Source organism: Kribbella sp. NPDC004875, assembly GCF_042873375.1.
Taxonomy (GTDB): domain Bacteria; phylum Actinomycetota; class Actinomycetes; order Propionibacteriales; family Kribbellaceae; genus Kribbella.
This window is the reverse complement of sequence record NZ_JBIALI010000005.1, coordinates 1-14,942: the sequence shown is the minus strand read 5'-3', so window position 1 is coordinate 14,942 and position 14,942 is coordinate 1. Positions and strand designations below refer to the sequence as shown.

Genomic DNA, 14,942 nt, shown 5'->3' with positions numbered 1-14,942 from the left:
CCGCCACCTAGAGGTCGCGCTCGGAGGTGGAGCCGTCGCGAGCGTCGTCCCGCGGTGTGCTGGGCAAGGCGGAGGAGGGAGGCAGGACGGAGTCCTGATGACCGACGACAACGCCGCCCAGCGCGCCGTGGGGCGGCGCGTAGCAGGCTCCACCTCCGAGCGCGACCTCTAACGTGGACGACGACATGTTGCCGCCGCAGGACACCACCGCGACCCGCTTCCCGGCCAACTCGGTACGCCGTTCGCGCGCCGCCGCGAACGCCAGCGCCGCGCTCCCCTCGATCAACTGGTGCTCGGTGTCGATCACCATCCGCAGCGCGTCCCGGATCGCGTCCTCCTCGACGAGCACCCAGTCGTCGACCAGTGCACGGCACAGGTCGAAAGTGATGCTGCCCGGCTCGACGCTGCCCGCCGTACCGTCGGACAACGTCTGCGCGGCGTCGACCTGGACGATCGCGCCGGCCCGTACCGACGCCGCCATCGCGTCGTCGACCGCCGGCTGCGCACCATAGACCGTGATGCCTGGCAGGTGCTTCTTCAGCACCGCCGCGACCCCGCTGATCAGCCCGCCGCCACCGACCGACACCACCACGGCGTCCAGCGAGGCGTCGCCCAGTTGCTCGATGATCTCCACCGCGAGCGTCCCCTGCCCGGCGACGATGTCAGGATCGTTGTACGGCGGAACGTACGTGAGCCCGTGCTCCGCGGCGTACGCCCGGGCCTTGAGCTCGAGAGCACCGGTGTCGTTGCCCTCGGCCCGTAGTTCGAGACCGAGCCGACGGAGCGCGGCGACCTTGCCCGGCGCGGCATTCTCGGGCAGGTACACGATGCCGTGACCGCCGAGCGTGGCCAGCGCGTTGCCGACCCCCAGCCCGTGGTTGCCGGTGGACGCCGTGATCACGCCCGCCGCCCGCTCAGCCTCGGTCAGCGTGCGGATCTTCGCCAGCGCACCACGAGCCTTGAACGAGCCCGTGCGCTGCTGGTGCTCGCATTTCACGAGCACCTCGGCGCCGAGCTCCGCACTGAACGCGTCGTACCGGACGAACGGCGTCAGACGCAGGTGGTCCCGCAGGGCCGGCGCGATCCGCTCGGCCCTGTCGGCAACCTCTGCGGCGGTGATCATTCCGACGGGTTGAGGCTGGTGCCCAGCGCCTGCCAGTCGAGCACCGGCGCGGCCAGCTTGCTGATCGTTGCCAGCAGCCCCAACCGGGCGGCGCGGATCTCCGGCTCTTTCGCCATCACCAGGATCTCGTCGAAGAACGCGTTCACCGGCTCGACCAGCACCGACGCGGTGGAGACGAAGTCGCCGAGCCCGGTCGGCGCGGGACCGATCTTCTGCACCGCCTCGTGCAGCACGATCTCGGCCGGCTCGGTGAGCTTGCCGGCGTCGTACTCCGCCTCGGTGCCCTCGGGAACGATCCGGCGTACCCGCTGGAGAACCGCGACCAGGTCGGCGAAGTCGCTGTTGCCGACCAGGCCCTGCAGCGTCTCCAGCGTCTCGTCCGCGACCACCGGAGCGGTTGCCAGCGGCAACACCGCGGCCACCTGGAGGTGGTCGTCGCCCCGGTCGAGGAGCTGCTGCTCGTACCGCCGGACGGTGAACTCGGCGACCTCGTCGAGCGACTCCGCCGGAACGTCGATGCCCTGGGCACCGATCTCCGCGGCGGCGGCCCGGAGACCGACCGGCAGCGTGATCGCCCGCAGCTCCGGGTGCTCGCGGAGGATCGCGACCACACCGGCGGCCGCGCGGCGCAGCGCGAACGGGTCCGAGCTACCGGTCGGCTTCGCGCCAATACCGAACAGGCCGGCCAGCAGGTCGAAGCGATCCGCCAGCGCCAGCAGCGCACCCGGAGTCGTCGACGGGACCGGGTCACCGGCCGAACGCGGCAGCTCCATGTCGAACAGCGCCTGCGCGACCGCCTCGGTCTCCCCCGCGCGCTTCGCGTACTCGCGGGCCATCGTGCCGGCCAGGCTGGTCAGCTCGACCACCATCTGCGAGCCGAGGTCGAACTTCGCCAGCTCGGCCGCGCGCTGCAGCGTGGTCAGGTCGTCGCCGTCGAGGTCCACCGCGCCGGCCAGGGCCAGCGCGATCCGGCCGATCCGCCGGGCGCGGTCGGCCATCGAGCCGAGCCGCTCCTCGAACGCCAGCTTCTCGAGCTCGCTCTTCATCGACTCCAGCGGCGTCTCGAGGTCGGCGCGCCAGAAGAACGCGGCGTCCTCGTAACGGGCCCGCAGGACCGCCTCGTTCCCGGCCCGGACCCGGTCCTCGTCGACCGAACCGTTGGCCACGGCAACGAAGTGCGGCAGCAGCTTGCCGTCGCCGTCGCGCACCGGCAGGTACCGCTGGTGCTTGCGCATCACGGTGGTCAGGATCTCGCTCGGCAGCTCCAGGTAGTCGGCGGAGAAGCCACCGAGGACCGGCGTCGGTTCCTCGACCAGGTTGACGATCTGGTCGACCAGCGCGGCCTCGCCCTCGACGTCGACGGTGCCCTGTACCTTGGCCGACAACGTCTCGGCCGCCTCGACGATCGTGGCCCGCCGACGCGCCGGGTCGGCCTCGATGCCGTGGATCCGGAGCAGGTCCAGGTAGCCCTCCGCGGAAGCGATCTCGACCTTCGGCGGCGCGGCCGTCCGGTGCACCCGCGTCGTCCGGCCGGCGGCCAGCGACGAGACCGACACCGGCACGATCTCGTCACCGAGCAGCGCGACCAGCCAGCGGATCGGGCGGGTGAAGGACAGCTTGGCGTCGTTCCACCGCATGTTCTTGTCCGAGCGCAGTCCGGCGACGATCTCGCTCAGGACGCCGCTCAGCACCTCGGCCGCACCGCGACCCGGGTCCGGCTTGGTGACCGCGACGTACTCGACGCCGTCCACGTCCAGGTCATGCAGCTCGTCGGTGCCGACGCCCTGACCGCGGGCGAACCCGGCCGCGGCCTTGGTGACGTTGCCGTCGGCGTCGTACGCGGCCTGCTTCTTCGGACCGCGCACCACCCGCTCGGCATCCGGCTCACCGGCCTGGACCGAGGCGACGAAGGCGACCACCCGGCGAGGCGTCGCGTACGTCGTGATCGCGCCGTGCCCGAGCCGGGTCGCGGCCAGCTTCTCCTCCAGCGCCACCCGCACCGCCTCGGCGGTCTTGGTGACCTCCGACGGCGGCATCTCCTCGGTGCCGATCTCGAAGGTCAACTGCCGGGTCCCGGTACTCGCCGGGAACTCGGTCGGCACAGCCGCGGCCGGTGGGAGCTCCGCGATCCCCAGCGGGTGCTCCAGCTCCTCGCGGCGTTCCGCCCACAGCCGCGAGACCTCGCGCGCCAGCGTCCGCATCCGGCCGAAGGCCTTCGCGCGTTCCGTCGTACTGACGGCGCCACGCGCGTCCAGCACGTTGAACGTGTGCGAGCAGCGCAGTACCTGGATGTGCGCCGGCACCGGGAGGCGGTCGTCGATCATCCGGCGGGCCTCGTTCGCGTACTCCTCGAACAGCCGCTTCTGCGACTCCACGTCCGCGTCGTCGAGGTAGTACCGGCTCATCTCGTACTCCGCCTGGCCGAACGCCTCGCCGTACGAGATGCCCGGCGCGTAGGCGATGTCCTTGAAGTGCGAGACACCCTGCAACGCCATCATGATCCGCTCGATGCCGTAGGTGATCTCCACCGACACCGGGTCCAGCGTCATGCCGCCGGCCTGCTGGAAGTAGGTGAACTGGGTGATCTCCAGGCCGTCCAGCCAGACCTCCCAGCCCAGGCCCCAGGACCCGGTCGCCGGGTTCGCCCAGTTGTCCTCGACGAACCGTACGTCGTGCGCGTCGATGTCGATCCCGAGCGCGCTCAGGCTGTCCAGGAACAGCTCCTGCGGGTTGCCCGGGTCCGGCTTGAGCACCACTTGGAACTGGGTGTGGGTCTGCAGGCGGTTCGGGTTCTCGCCGTAGCGGCTGTCGTCGGGCCGGACACTCGGCTCGACGTACGCGACCCGCCACGGCTCGGGACCGAGCACCCGCAGGATGGTCGCGGGGTTCAGCGTCCCGGCGCCGACCTCGGTGTTGAACGGCTGCACGATCATGCAGCCCCGGTCGGTCCAGTACTTCGTCAGCGCCAGCAGCGCGTCCTGCATGGTCAGCACAGCAAACCTCGAGCCATCTTCGGGGGTGTTCGGAGCGAAGTCTATTAGGCGAGCGCCGGAGCGATGCCACGGAGCGCGAGGGTGAGCAGACGGTCGGCCTGCGCGGCATCCTCGCCGCTGGCCAGCGAGATGCCGTTGACGAGCTTCAACAGGTCCTCGATCCGGACATCCGCCGGTACGGCGCCGTCGCGCTGAGCACGCTCGACCAGCCGTCCGCCGGCCGCCAGGATGCGCCGGTGACAGTCCGACCCACGCTCCGCGCTCAGTTTCAGGGCCGGGCCGAGACCACGGCTCGCGGTGCTGTGCGCGACCATGCCGCGCAGCCAGATCGTCAACGCACGCAGGGGTTCCGGATGATCCGCGAGCTGCTCCGCCTGGTCGCACACCGCGTCGATCCCGCTCTGGAAAACGGCCTCCAGGAGCGCGACCCGGCCGCCGAAGTGCCGGTGCAGGGTCGCGGACCCGACGCCGGCCCGGCGCGCGATCTCCTCGAGCGACGCGTCGGCACCCTGCTCCGCGACCACCTCGGCCGCGACCGCGACCAGCCGGTCACGGTTCCGCTGGGCATCAGCTCGCATCGCAGTCCCTTGCTCAAGTGGGGTGGTCCCCCATATCGTACCGGGAGATAAACGGGGGGTCACCCCACTTAACTCGAGGAGACAGTAGATGCGTATCGGTATGGCCTTCGGGGACGTTCGCGGGCAGCTCCCGCTGCCGGAGATCGCGAGCCAGGTACGGGCGGCGGCCGGGGCGGGTATCGGGACCGCGTGGATCTCCGACGGCATCGGGTGGGACGCGCTCACCACGCTCGCGGCCGTCGGACCCGGGGCGCCCGGGATCGAGCTCGGGACCGCCGTGGTGCCGTTCCCGCAGCGGCACCCGTTGATCCTCGCGAGGCAGGCCCTGACGGTGCAGAGCGCGGTCGGGAACCGCCTGACGCTCGGCATCGGCGCCGGGATCTCCCGCATGGTCGGCGCGATGTACGGACTGCCGACCGAGCGGCCGGCGCGGCGAGTTCGCGAGTACCTCGAGATCCTGCGGCCGCTGCTCCGGGGCGAGTCGGTCGATCATCACGGTGAGACGTTCACGGCGGTCGGCTCGGCCGTGCTGCCTGGGGTCGAGGCGCCGTCGGTGCTCGTGGCGGCGCTCGGGCCGGCGATGCTCAAGGTCGCGGGCGAGCTCGCTGACGGCACAGTCACCTGGATGACCGGACCCCGGACACTCGGCGAGCACATCGTCCCGTCGATCACCCGAGCCTCCGGGAGCCGCCGTCCGCGGATCGTGGCGGGCCTTGCCGTGTGTCTCACGTCCGACGAGGACGCGGTGCGGGCGCGCTTCGCGGAAGAGTTCGCGCCGGCGGGTCACGTTCCGGAGTACCGCGCGATGTTCGACCGCGAAGGAGCCGCCGGGCCGGCCGACGTACTGCTCGTGGGAGACGAGACCGCGATCACGAAGCAACTCGACCGGATCCGCGACACTGGCGTCACCGATGCCATGCTCGCCCCGGTCGGCACCCCCACCGAACAAACCCGCACAACCGAGTTCCTGTCTACCGTGACCGCCTGACGGCGAGCGGCTGATCCCGCTTCGCGAGTTGCTGGGTGCCATCGGCGCGCATCTGCTCCGGCTCCGGGGCGTGTACATACCCGCCCCGGCGAGTGACCCGGACCTGCAGCACTCACCAACGTGCCTCGCTCAGCTCTGTCCGCGCCCGGCTGAGCGGGGCCGGCCGGGGTTCGCCGGGGTTGATGAGTGCTGCAGGTCCGCCGCGACAGTTGCCGCCGGACGGGGCTGTGTTGTTCTATCGGCGGGTGACGATAACGGATGCGCACGGGGCGGTCGACGCGGTCTGGAGGATCGAGTCGGCGCGGATCATCGCGGGCGTCGCGCGGATCGTGCGGGACGTCGGGCTGGCGGAGGAGCTGGCGCAGGACGCGCTGGTGGCCGCGCTGGAGCAGTGGCCGGAGTCCGGCGTACCGAACAATCCTGGCGCCTGGCTGATGGCGATCGCCAAGCGCCGCGCGATCGACCTGATCCGGCGCAAGGAGACATACCAGCGCAAGCTCGCCGAGATGGGCCACGAGCTCGAGATCGACGGCGACAGCGTCGAGGATGACGTCGAGGCGATCCTCGAGGACCACATCGAGGACGACCTGCTCCGGCTGGTGTTCACCGCCTGCCACCCGGTACTCACCATGGACGCCCGGGTGACGCTGACGCTGAAGCTGCTCGGTGGCCTGAAGACCGACGAGATCGCCCGCGCGTTCCTCGCCCCGGAGACGACGATCGCCCAGCGGGTCGTGCGCGCCAAGAAGAACCTCGCCAAGGCGGGCGTCGAGTTCGAGGTCCCCGCCGGGCCGGACCTGCTCGACCGGTTGTCGTCGGTCCTCGAGGTCGTCTACCTGATCTACAACGAGGGGTATTCCGCGACCGCGGGCGACGACTGGATGCGGCCGGCACTGTGCAACGAGGCGATGCGGCTCGGCCGGCTCCTCACGGAACTGATGCCGACCGAACCCGAAGTACTCGGCCTGCTGGCGCTGATGGAGCTGCAGTCGTCCCGGGCGAACGCGCGCACCGGCCCGGACGGCGAACCGGTGCTGCTGCTCGAACAGGACCGTCGCCGCTGGGACCGGCTGCTGATCCGCCGCGGCCTCGAAGGCATCGACCGCGCCTGGGCGCTGGAGAAGCCGCCCGGCCCGTACCTCCTGCAGGCCGCGATCGCCGCCTGCCACGCCCGCGCCGCCGACCCCGAGGACACTGACTGGGCCCGGATCGCCGGCCTGTACGCCGTTCTCGCGCAGGTCACGCCGTCACCGGTCGTGGAGCTGAACCAGGCGGTCGCGATCTCGATGGCGTTCGGGCCCGAGCGCGGGCTCCAGGCGGTGGACCTGCTCGCGGACGACCCGTCGCTGAAGGACTATCACCTGCTGCCGAGCGTGCGCGGGGACCTGCTGTTCAAGCTCGGCCGGCTCGACGAGGCGCGCGCCGAGTTCGAGAAGGCCGCCGCGCTGACCCGCAACGAACGCGAGCGGAAACTTCTCCTGGAACGCGCGGCGGCCTGCTGAAGGGCTAGTGGTGCCGGCGGGCCATCCACGCGGCGCCGACCCCGACGGCGACCGCGGCGCCACCGATGGCCGCGGCGGCCTTCGGGTGCCGCCTGCCCATCGCCGGCAGCTCCTTCATCGCGCCGGGGACGTCCTTCATCTTCTGCCCCGCCTGCCCGGCGGCACCCGAGACGCGCTGCCCCGCGCTGCCCGCGGTGTCCTTCACGCGCTGCGGCACGTTCAGCCTGCGGCTGAGTTCCTGGACGGTGTCGGCGAGGTGCTGCCTGGTGTGCTCGAGATCGATCCGGACCGTCTCGGCCTCGGACATCGGCTCGCGGTGCGAGGCGTTCCTGGAGTTGGTCGAAGTCGTGCTCATCGTGTGCTGTTCCCTTCCGGCTGGTGTCCCTTGAGTGCTTCGAGGTCCTCGTGCACGCCGCTGACGGCACGCTGCGGAACGGGCGGATTGGCACGCGACACGTGCCGTTTGCCGAGCAGTGCCGCGACGGCCGCGATGAGGAACAGCACCGCCGCGACGATCAACGCCGACAACCACGCCGGCAGTGCGGTCGCGAGCCCGAGGATCGCGGCCGCGATCAGGACACCGAGCCCGTACAGCGCGACCGCACCGGCCCCGCCGAACAGCCCGGCCCCGACACCGGCTTCCTTTCCTTTCACCTTCAGCTCGGCCTTGGCCAGCTCCACCTCGTCGCGGACCAGCCGGCTGAGGTCGCTGGTCACATCGCTGACCAGCGCACCGACGCCTTCGCGGTGACCATTCGGCCCGGCCTCGTACCGGACCACTTCTGGACGTGTCGTCATGACCGCCTCCCGTGCTCAGCTGCCGGTCCGGTACCCACCTCACCCAGCGTCACACGTCGTTCTGTGATCTGAGTCACAGATGGTCGATCGGGCCTGCGAGTCCTCGACGCACGGGTGAAGACTCACTCACCCAGGAGGAACGACATGCACACGGTGGAATCCAAGGACGGTACGACGATCGCGTACGACCGGCGTGGGACCGGGCCGGCGCTGGTCCTGGTCGACGGCGCACTCTGCAGCCGCGCCCAGGGACCGATGCCCGATCTCGCCGAGACGCTCGCGGACCGGTTCACCGTCCACAACTACGACCGGCGGGGCCGCGGCGACTCCGGCGACACAGCCGAGTACGCGGTCGACCGCGAGATCGAGGACCTGGCCGCGGTGATCGAGGCGGCCGGCGGATCGGCGCACGTCTACGGCTCGTCGTCCGGCGCGGCGCTGGCACTGCGGGCCGCGGCAGCCGGGCTGGCGATCGACAAACTGGTGGCGTTCGAGCCGCCGTACGTCGTCGACGACAGCCGCAAGCAGATCCCGCGCAGCTGGGTCGGCGACCTGCAGCGCCTCGCGGCGGACGACGCGATCAAGTACTTCTTCACGAAGGGCATCGGACTGCCCGGAATCTTCGTGACGATGATGAAGCTGATGCCGGGCTGGAAGCAGATGAGGGCGATCGCGCACACCCTGCCGTACGACGCCCAGGTGCTCGGCGGCAACTGTTTCGGTGAGCCGATGGACGCCGCGCAGTGGGCGGGCATCGACCAGCCGGTGCTGGTGGTGAGCGGCGGGAAGAGCCCGGCGTGGATGAAGACGTCGACTCGGGCGCTCGCCGCGGCGGTCCCCGGGGCCGGGCACACCGAGGTGCCGGGTCAGAACCACATGATCAAGGCGGCCGCGATCGCCCCGGTGATCGCGGAGTTCTGCCGGTGAACCGCCAGGCCGTCACAAGCGCGCCCGCCCGTCCCCGCCGAGGCGGAGGACGGGCGGGCGCGGCGACTTGCGATGGCCTGGAGGTCCAGGACGATCAGGCGCCGGTGATCAGCTTGCCGGCGCCGGAGCGGGCCGCGTCGAAGCGGGCCTGGGCGTCGGCCCAGTTCACGACGTTCCACCACGCCTTGACGTAGTCGGGCTTCACGTTCTTGTACTGCAGGTAGAACGCGTGCTCCCACATGTCCAGCATGGCGATCGGGATCTGCCCGGCCGGCAGGTTGCCCTGCTGGTCGTACAGCTGGTGGATCAGCAGCTTGCCGCCCAGCGCGTCCCAGCCGAGGATCGCCCAGCCGGAGCCCTGGATGGTGGTCGCGCTCGCGGTGAAGTTGGCCTGGAAGGCGTCGAACGAGCCGAAGAACTCGTCGATCGCCGCGCCCAGTTCGCCGTCCGGCTTGTCGCCGCCGTCCGGAGACAGGTTCTTCCAGAAGATCGAGTGGTTGACGTGCCCGCCGAGGTTGAAGGCGAGCGTCTTCTCCAGCCCGACGATCGCGCCGAAGTCACCCTTGTCGCGGGCCTCGGCCAGCTTGTCCAGGGTGTCGTTCAGACCCTTCACGTAGGTCGCGTGGTGCTTGTCGTGGTGCAGCTCCATGATCTCGCCGGCGATGCTCGGCGCCAGTGCACCGTAGTCGTAGGGGAGGTCGGGAAGCGTGTACGTGGTCAACTCTGCTCCTTCGTCGGGGCCCTCGGGGCCGATATCTCCGATGTCCTGTTTCAGCGGCACCAGCTTGAAACTTCAACCACGGTTGAGGTCAAGACGCCACGCGGGCGACGCGGCACCTCCGACCAGTGCCCGGTTCGACCGCGATCACACCCCCGCGCACGGACCGGACACCACCAGCTTCACATACTCCGCCCGAGGACCCACGCAGGAGTCTCACCTGGACTGGTGCAGGACCTTCAGCTCGGCCCGCAGCGCCTCCGCGAACACCTCCGGCGCGTCCGCGAACCCGGTGTGACCGCCCGGGAAACGGGTCGGCTCGACACCGAGCCGGTCGGCGAGCGCGGTCGACGTACGGTCGCAGAGCTGGCCGCTGGACTCCTCGCCGATCCCGACCACGACGTCGGCCTCGCGCAGCCGGTCGAGGTCCGGGAGCCAGGTGATCGTCTCGCGCATCTCGTGCGCGAACCAGAACTGCTCCGCGGCCACCTGCTGCGGGTCGCGCTCGCCGCCGAACATCATCTCGACGACGTCGTCCGGCAGCTGGATGTTCGCGACCGCGAAGAACTGCTTCCAGGCGCCGGTGACGTCACCGGCCAGGTAGTCGGCCATCAGCTTCTCGGATTTCGCCATCAGGTCGTCCGCGTCCGGGACCAGCCGGTTCAGCGGCGGCTCGTGCGCGATCACCGACCGGACCAGCTCCGGGTGGTACTGCGCGAGCGCCAGCGCGCTGACCGCCCCACCACTCGACCCCAGTACGACGGCCGGCCCCGCGTCGAGGTGCCGGATCAAGCGGGCCAGGTCGTCGGCCCGCTGCTCGGGGCGCGACGTACCGCCGGGGTTCAGCGTGCTCCGTTTCACCCCGCGCGGGTCGAGCGTCAGGACGGTGTAGTCCGGCGCCAGTAGATCGGCCAGCGGCGCGAACGCGTCCGCGTCCATGGGTGCGCCGACCAGGAGCACCAACGGTCCGGTACCGCGCACTTCGTAGTACAACTCTGCCTCGGGAACCACCAATGTGCTGTTCATGCCCCTTCCACGAACGGAAGGGGCGCGAATGGACAGCTCAGTTCGGGTAAACGTCGGAGCCCGGCTCGAAGTCGGCCTCCTCGACGACCCGGCGGACCTCGACCTCGGAGCCGAGGGCCTCGGCCAGGCGCGCGGCCCACTCGATCGCCTCGTCACGGTTGCGGACCTCGACGACGAGCATGCCACCGATCAGCTCCTTGGTCTCCGCGAACGGCCCGTCGGTGACGGTACGCCGCCCGTCCTCGACCTTGACCCGCGCGCCGAGCGCGCTGCGGTGCACACCCTCCGCGAACAGCAGTACGCCGGCCTTCGACAGGTCCTCGACGACCTTGCCGACCGCCTCGCCTACCTCCGGCGCCGGGAACCCCCCGGCCTCGCTCTCCGCGTCGGCCTTGTTGATGATCATGTAGCGCATGCGACTGCTCCTCGTGGTTTCGGTCGATCACTTACTCCCACGTCGAGCAGCCCGCCCTCAAATCGACACGCAACCTCAGACCAGTTCGCGACTCAGTTCGTCCAAGCGCTTCGCGTCGAGTGAGCCGCTCGCTGGCGGCTTATGTGCCCGCTGGCGCGTTGTAGCGCGTCAGCGGTGAAACAACTCGCCAGTGGACTAGTTCGGCTGGTCGCCGGAGGGGTTGTAGGCGCAGGCGTCGGCGAGGTTCTGGGTGGGGCCCGGGGGTGGGGTGGTGGTCGTGGTCGTCGGCGTGGCCGGCTTGCGGGTGGTGGCGGGGGTGGTCGGCGTGACCGAGGTGGTCGGTGGCGTGGTGGCCGGGACCGGGTCGGACTCCAGGGCCTTCTCGACGGTGTCGCGCAGCGCCTGGTAGTCGGGGTGCAGGTACTTGAGGCGCAGCTTCTCCGGGTCCAGGGTCACGTTCGAGACCGTCGCCGACTTCACCTTCAGGGCCAGCTCGACCATGGCCGGCAGCAGCTCCTGCGGGATGTCGGTCCGCAGCAGGTGCTGACCGGCCTTCGCGATCGCCTTGTACTTCGTCACCAGCGTCTGCGGATCGGCCGCGTCGACGATGGCCTTGATCACGCACCGCTGCCGGATCTGCCGCTGGTCGTCGTCGGCGCCGTACCGCCCGCGGGCGAACCAGAGCGCGTGCCGGCCGTCCAGGTGCTGGCTCGGTCCGGGCTCGATCCATTCCTTCGGCGGGATGTGCGCGCTGCTGATGCCACCCATCGCGACCCGCTCGTTGACGTTCACCGTGATCCCGCCGAGCGCGTCGACGATCTCCGGGAAGCTCTGCAGGTTGACCTGCAGGTAGTAGTCCAGCTTCAGGCCGGTGGCCTCACCGACCGACTGCTTCAGCACGTCCGCCCCCTCGTTGTCCGACGGCCCGAGGATGCCGGGGTGCGCGTCCGGGATGTTCTGGTACATCGCCGTCAGCATCCACTCCAGCCGCCCGTCGAGGGTGAGCCCTTCCTTGCCGAACCCGTTCGGGTAGAACTTGTACAGCGGCGAGTCCTTCGGGAACGGCATGAACGTCAGGTTCCGCGGCAACGAGATCAGCGCGGTGTTCCCGGTCTTGGTGTCGATGCTCGCCACGATCACGGTGTCGGTCCGCACACCCTCGCGGCTCGGAGCGTCGTCGCCACCGAGCAGTAGCAGGTTCAGCCGCGGTTTGCCCTCCCACGGATCCTTCACGTTGACCGTCGAGGGCCTGGTCGCGCTCTTGCTCTGCTCCTGTGCCTGGAACACGTCCTGCACGAGCGTCCGCTGCGCCAGCACGGTCTGCACGCCGACCGCCGACGGCGCCGCGACCGCGAAGCACAGCACCCCGACGAACACCGCGCCGAGCACCCGTCCGCCGACGCCACCCGTTGCCGGACGCAACGACCTGTGGGAGGCCACGATCACCACGATCCAGAGCACCGCGACGACCCCGATCAGCACCGAGGTGATCAGCAGCCGGCTCGGTACGACGGCCGCCGCGATCACCTCGTCACGACGGGTCAGCCCGACGTACACGACCAGGCCGACCAGTGCGAGGAAGACCAGGAGCACGAACGTACCGATCCGCCGGCGCCCGCCGGCGATCAGTCCGGTGCCAGGGAGCAGTGCGCCGAGCAGCGTCAGCCCCAGCACCTTCGGCACCGAGCGTGGCCGCTCGGCCTCCGCGCGCGCACGACTCGCCATGCGTTCCCCTGTCACCCCGTCTGTCCCCCGGCTTCAAGTGTGCGTCAAACTCCCGCTCCTTACCTCTTCAGACGTGTTACAGGCTCGATCGGTTGTCGAACGGCAGGCCGGTTAATCGGGTCGCGGCGGTCGCGCACGGGGGCTAGGTTGGTCGGTTGTGCGAATTCTGGTGCTGGGTGGAAACGGATTTGTCGGGCGCGCGATCGTGGACGACGCGCTGGCGCACGGGGCCGAGGTCGCCTCGTTCAGTCGCGGGAAGAGCGGTACGCCGCTTCCCGCCGGAGTGACACAGTTGATCGGCGACCGGGAGGCGGGCGACTACTCGGCGCTGCGGACCGGCGAGTGGGACGCGGTCGTCGACCTGAGCGGTTTCCGGACCCGGGACGTCGACCAGGCGATGGATGTGCTCGGTGACCGCGTCGGACGGTACGTGTTCGTCTCGAGCCACGCGGTGTACGTCCGCGATCTGCCGGCCGGGACCGACGAGACCGCGCCGCGACGGGAGCCGCTGCGCGATGCCGACGTACTGACGAACGACACGTACGGCCCCTGCAAGGTCGCCTGCGAGGACGATGTCGTCGAGCGGTACGGCGACCGCGCAACCATCGTCCGCCCCGGCCGGGTGACCGGCCCCGGAGACTCATCGGGTACGGCGCTCTACTGGATCCGCCGTGGCGCGCGCGGTGGCCGCGTCGCACTGCCCACGAGTCCCGAGCAGCCGCTCCAACTCATCGACAGTCGCGACGTGGGGCGTCTGGTCCTGCAGCTCGTCACCGATGCGCGGGCGGGTGCGTTCAACGCGGTCGGTCCGGACTCCACGATCAGCGACCTCATCCAGGTGTCCGCCGAGCTGTCGGGCAGCGCCGTCGAGATCGTCCCGGTCCCGTTCGACGCCGTACCGCCGCGGTTCCCGCTCGTCGACCCGGTGTCCGAGTGGGGTGAGCGGCAGCGCAACCCGGCCAAGGCCCGCGCGGCCGGTATGCCGGTCACGCCGCTGCGGCAGACCGTGGCCGACGTACTCCGGTGGGACCAGGACCGCGGCGCGCCCACGCTCGAGATCGGGCTGACGGCAGAGCAGGAGGCCGGGCTACTGGCCGGGCTACTCCGGTAGCGCGAGGGTCCGGCCGGCGTCACGGGCCGCGTTGATCGACCGCGTGAGGGTGTCCTTGAGCGCGCTCGCCTCGTCACTGAAACCTTGGACGACCGACGTGTCGCCGACCGGTTCGGTACGGGCGAGCAGCTCGATGTAGCGATCGCCGTCCTCGAGGGCGGCCTCGGCCCGGAGCGCGGCGTCGGCGGCACGGACCCGGTCGGCGTACTTGCCGAGCAGGTCGACCTTGCGCTTGATCGCATCGGCCGAGAGCGTCAGGGCGCGACGCTGCGGGCCGAGGACGGCGTCCAGTTCGGCTGTCGACATGCCGCGGGCGATGTCCTTCTGGCGGGCCCGCAGTACGGTCTGTTCGCGCAGTACCTGGGCGATGTCCCAGAGTTGCTCGGGCAGCACGAGTTCGTTCTTCATCTCGTCGAGCAGGCCGCGCCGGGTAACTGTTGCCTCAAGCACCGTTTTGACCGCGCGCTGGGCGCGGCCGAGCAGCCGCGCGGCTTCCTCGTCGAAGTCCTCCGGCAGCAGGTACTTCCCGTGCTGCAGCCGGACCGCCTTGTGCCCGCGGTCCTCGACCATCGACTTGACCAGGACACCGCCGGTCGCGAGTACCGCGACCCCGGCCAGCGCCACCGCGGCCCACGCGGCGACCGCGGTCGGCAGCGTCGCCGCCATCACGATCAGCGCCAGGATCCACCCGCCGACACAGACCGCGAGCCAGACCAGCAACGTCCCGAACGTGTTCCCGGGCGCCACCGACCACGACGTCTCCCGCTTCGGCCGCCGCGCGCCGGCCGCCACGAACAACTCCGGCCGGTGCTCGTACAACCGCCGTACGCCCACAGGCACACCCGGCGCGAACACAGGCTCCATCGCCACCTCCGGAGAAGACGTCAGCACTCAGCGTAAGGGGTGTCTGATGTTCCCGCGCCGTAGCGAGCAGGTGCTCGGCGCGGTGGCTCGGTGCGCGGGAGCGAAGGTCTCGATGCGGAGCATCGTGGCCTTTGCTCACGTGCAGCGAGGTGCCGTGCCGAGTGCCGCGCAGTA

At 70.4% G+C, this 14,942-nt stretch carries 14 protein-coding genes; 4 read left to right on the top strand and 10 right to left on the bottom strand.

The window, feature by feature from the left end:
• Nucleotides 1–7 precede the first annotated feature (7 nt).
• Genes ACFYRH_RS26490 through ACFYRH_RS26480 form a run of 3 tightly spaced genes read right to left on the bottom strand, consistent with a single transcriptional unit; the run spans nucleotide 8 to nucleotide 4,694 of the window.
• On the bottom strand, nucleotides 8–1,123 hold the full coding sequence (locus ACFYRH_RS26490; RefSeq protein WP_387780732.1) for a pyridoxal-phosphate dependent enzyme: 1,116 nt from the start codon (nucleotides 1,121–1,123) through the stop codon (nucleotides 8–10).
• On the bottom strand, nucleotides 1,120–4,107 hold the full coding sequence (locus ACFYRH_RS26485) for a glycine--tRNA ligase (protein WP_387782529.1): 2,988 nt from the start codon (nucleotides 4,105–4,107) through the stop codon (nucleotides 1,120–1,122). The genes ACFYRH_RS26490 and ACFYRH_RS26485 overlap by 4 nt, the downstream gene beginning before the upstream one ends.
• Before the next feature lie 53 nt (nucleotides 4,108–4,160).
• Nucleotides 4,161–4,694 carry a TetR/AcrR family transcriptional regulator gene (locus ACFYRH_RS26480; protein WP_387780729.1) on the bottom strand — a complete coding sequence of 178 codons (534 nt, stop codon included), beginning with the start codon at nucleotides 4,692–4,694 and terminating at the stop codon, nucleotides 4,161–4,163.
• An 88-nt stretch (nucleotides 4,695–4,782) separates the two neighbouring features.
• Here ACFYRH_RS26480 and ACFYRH_RS26475 point away from each other — a divergent pair, with 88 nt between their 5' ends.
• Nucleotides 4,783–5,682: a TIGR03564 family F420-dependent LLM class oxidoreductase gene (locus tag ACFYRH_RS26475; RefSeq protein ID WP_387780726.1), complete on the top strand. Its 900-nt coding sequence runs from the start codon at nucleotides 4,783–4,785 to the stop codon at nucleotides 5,680–5,682.
• A 245-nt stretch (nucleotides 5,683–5,927) separates the two neighbouring features.
• Entirely contained in the window at nucleotides 5,928–7,184 is a 1,257-nt protein-coding gene (locus ACFYRH_RS26470) for an RNA polymerase sigma factor (RefSeq protein ID WP_387780723.1), read from the top strand.
• A 4-nt stretch (nucleotides 7,185–7,188) separates the two neighbouring features.
• Here the strand turns inward: ACFYRH_RS26470 and ACFYRH_RS26465 are convergent, their stop codons facing one another.
• Both ACFYRH_RS26465 and ACFYRH_RS26460 read right to left on the bottom strand, forming a co-directional pair.
• Nucleotides 7,189–7,539: a DUF3618 domain-containing protein gene (locus ACFYRH_RS26465; protein WP_387780720.1), complete on the bottom strand. Its 351-nt coding sequence runs from the start codon at nucleotides 7,537–7,539 to the stop codon at nucleotides 7,189–7,191.
• On the bottom strand, nucleotides 7,536–7,982 hold the full coding sequence (locus tag ACFYRH_RS26460; protein WP_387780717.1) for a phage holin family protein: 447 nt from the start codon (nucleotides 7,980–7,982) through the stop codon (nucleotides 7,536–7,538). The genes ACFYRH_RS26465 and ACFYRH_RS26460 overlap by 4 nt, the downstream gene beginning before the upstream one ends.
• A 144-nt stretch (nucleotides 7,983–8,126) precedes the next feature.
• On the opposite strand from ACFYRH_RS26460, the gene ACFYRH_RS26455 reads away from it, so the two are divergent.
• The gene (locus tag ACFYRH_RS26455) at nucleotides 8,127–8,909 is read left to right on the top strand and encodes an alpha/beta fold hydrolase (protein WP_387780714.1); all 783 of its coding nucleotides are present in this window, start codon (nucleotides 8,127–8,129) and stop codon (nucleotides 8,907–8,909) included.
• 94 nt (nucleotides 8,910–9,003) lie between these two features.
• Here the strand turns inward: ACFYRH_RS26455 and ACFYRH_RS26450 are convergent, their stop codons facing one another.
• From ACFYRH_RS26450 to ACFYRH_RS26435, 4 genes are all read right to left on the bottom strand, one after another.
• On the bottom strand, nucleotides 9,004–9,630 hold the full coding sequence (locus ACFYRH_RS26450) for a superoxide dismutase (RefSeq protein ID WP_387780711.1): 627 nt from the start codon (nucleotides 9,628–9,630) through the stop codon (nucleotides 9,004–9,006).
• Between the two features lie 213 nt (nucleotides 9,631–9,843).
• Nucleotides 9,844–10,653, bottom strand: a complete 810-nt coding sequence (locus ACFYRH_RS26445) for an alpha/beta fold hydrolase (RefSeq protein ID WP_387780708.1) — start codon at nucleotides 10,651–10,653, stop codon at nucleotides 9,844–9,846.
• Between the two features lie 37 nt (nucleotides 10,654–10,690).
• The gene (locus ACFYRH_RS26440) at nucleotides 10,691–11,068 is read right to left on the bottom strand and encodes a YciI family protein (RefSeq protein ID WP_387780705.1); all 378 of its coding nucleotides are present in this window, start codon (nucleotides 11,066–11,068) and stop codon (nucleotides 10,691–10,693) included.
• 195 nt (nucleotides 11,069–11,263) lie between these two features.
• Nucleotides 11,264–12,793, bottom strand: coding sequence for an LCP family protein (locus tag ACFYRH_RS26435; protein ID WP_387780702.1), 1,530 nt, complete (start codon nucleotides 12,791–12,793; stop codon nucleotides 11,264–11,266).
• A 157-nt stretch (nucleotides 12,794–12,950) separates the two neighbouring features.
• On the opposite strand from ACFYRH_RS26435, the gene ACFYRH_RS26430 reads away from it, so the two are divergent.
• The gene (locus ACFYRH_RS26430) at nucleotides 12,951–13,904 is read left to right on the top strand and encodes an NAD-dependent epimerase/dehydratase family protein (RefSeq protein WP_387780699.1); all 954 of its coding nucleotides are present in this window, start codon (nucleotides 12,951–12,953) and stop codon (nucleotides 13,902–13,904) included.
• Here ACFYRH_RS26430 and ACFYRH_RS26425 read toward each other — a convergent pair.
• The gene (locus ACFYRH_RS26425; RefSeq protein ID WP_387780696.1) at nucleotides 13,893–14,768 is read right to left on the bottom strand and encodes a hypothetical protein; all 876 of its coding nucleotides are present in this window, start codon (nucleotides 14,766–14,768) and stop codon (nucleotides 13,893–13,895) included. The genes ACFYRH_RS26430 and ACFYRH_RS26425 overlap by 12 nt on opposite strands.
• Nucleotides 14,769–14,942 lie beyond the last annotated feature (174 nt).

What these genes read in the sequence shown, in the direction of transcription:
- ACFYRH_RS26445 (WP_387780708.1), bottom strand. Translation starts at nt 10,653, where the DNA reads ATGAACAGCACATTGGTGGTTCCCGAGGCAGAGTTGTACTACGAAGTG.
- ACFYRH_RS26455 (WP_387780714.1), top strand. Translation starts at nt 8,127, where the DNA reads ATGCACACGGTGGAATCCAAGGACGGTACGACGATCGCGTACGACCGG.
- ACFYRH_RS26435 (WP_387780702.1), bottom strand. Translation starts at nt 12,793, where the DNA reads ATGGCGAGTCGTGCGCGCGCGGAGGCCGAGCGGCCACGCTCGGTGCCG.
- ACFYRH_RS26485 (WP_387782529.1), bottom strand. Translation starts at nt 4,107, where the DNA reads ATGCAGGACGCGCTGCTGGCGCTGACGAAGTACTGGACCGACCGGGGC.
- ACFYRH_RS26425 (WP_387780696.1), bottom strand. Translation starts at nt 14,768, where the DNA reads ATGGAGCCTGTGTTCGCGCCGGGTGTGCCTGTGGGCGTACGGCGGTTG.
- ACFYRH_RS26490 (WP_387780732.1), bottom strand. Translation starts at nt 1,123, where the DNA reads ATGATCACCGCCGCAGAGGTTGCCGACAGGGCCGAGCGGATCGCGCCG.
- ACFYRH_RS26465 (WP_387780720.1), bottom strand. Translation starts at nt 7,539, where the DNA reads ATGAGCACGACTTCGACCAACTCCAGGAACGCCTCGCACCGCGAGCCG.
- ACFYRH_RS26460 (WP_387780717.1), bottom strand. Translation starts at nt 7,982, where the DNA reads ATGACGACACGTCCAGAAGTGGTCCGGTACGAGGCCGGGCCGAATGGT.
- ACFYRH_RS26480 (WP_387780729.1), bottom strand. Translation starts at nt 4,694, where the DNA reads ATGCGAGCTGATGCCCAGCGGAACCGTGACCGGCTGGTCGCGGTCGCG.
- ACFYRH_RS26475 (WP_387780726.1), top strand. Translation starts at nt 4,783, where the DNA reads ATGCGTATCGGTATGGCCTTCGGGGACGTTCGCGGGCAGCTCCCGCTG.
- ACFYRH_RS26440 (WP_387780705.1), bottom strand. Translation starts at nt 11,068, where the DNA reads ATGCGCTACATGATCATCAACAAGGCCGACGCGGAGAGCGAGGCCGGG.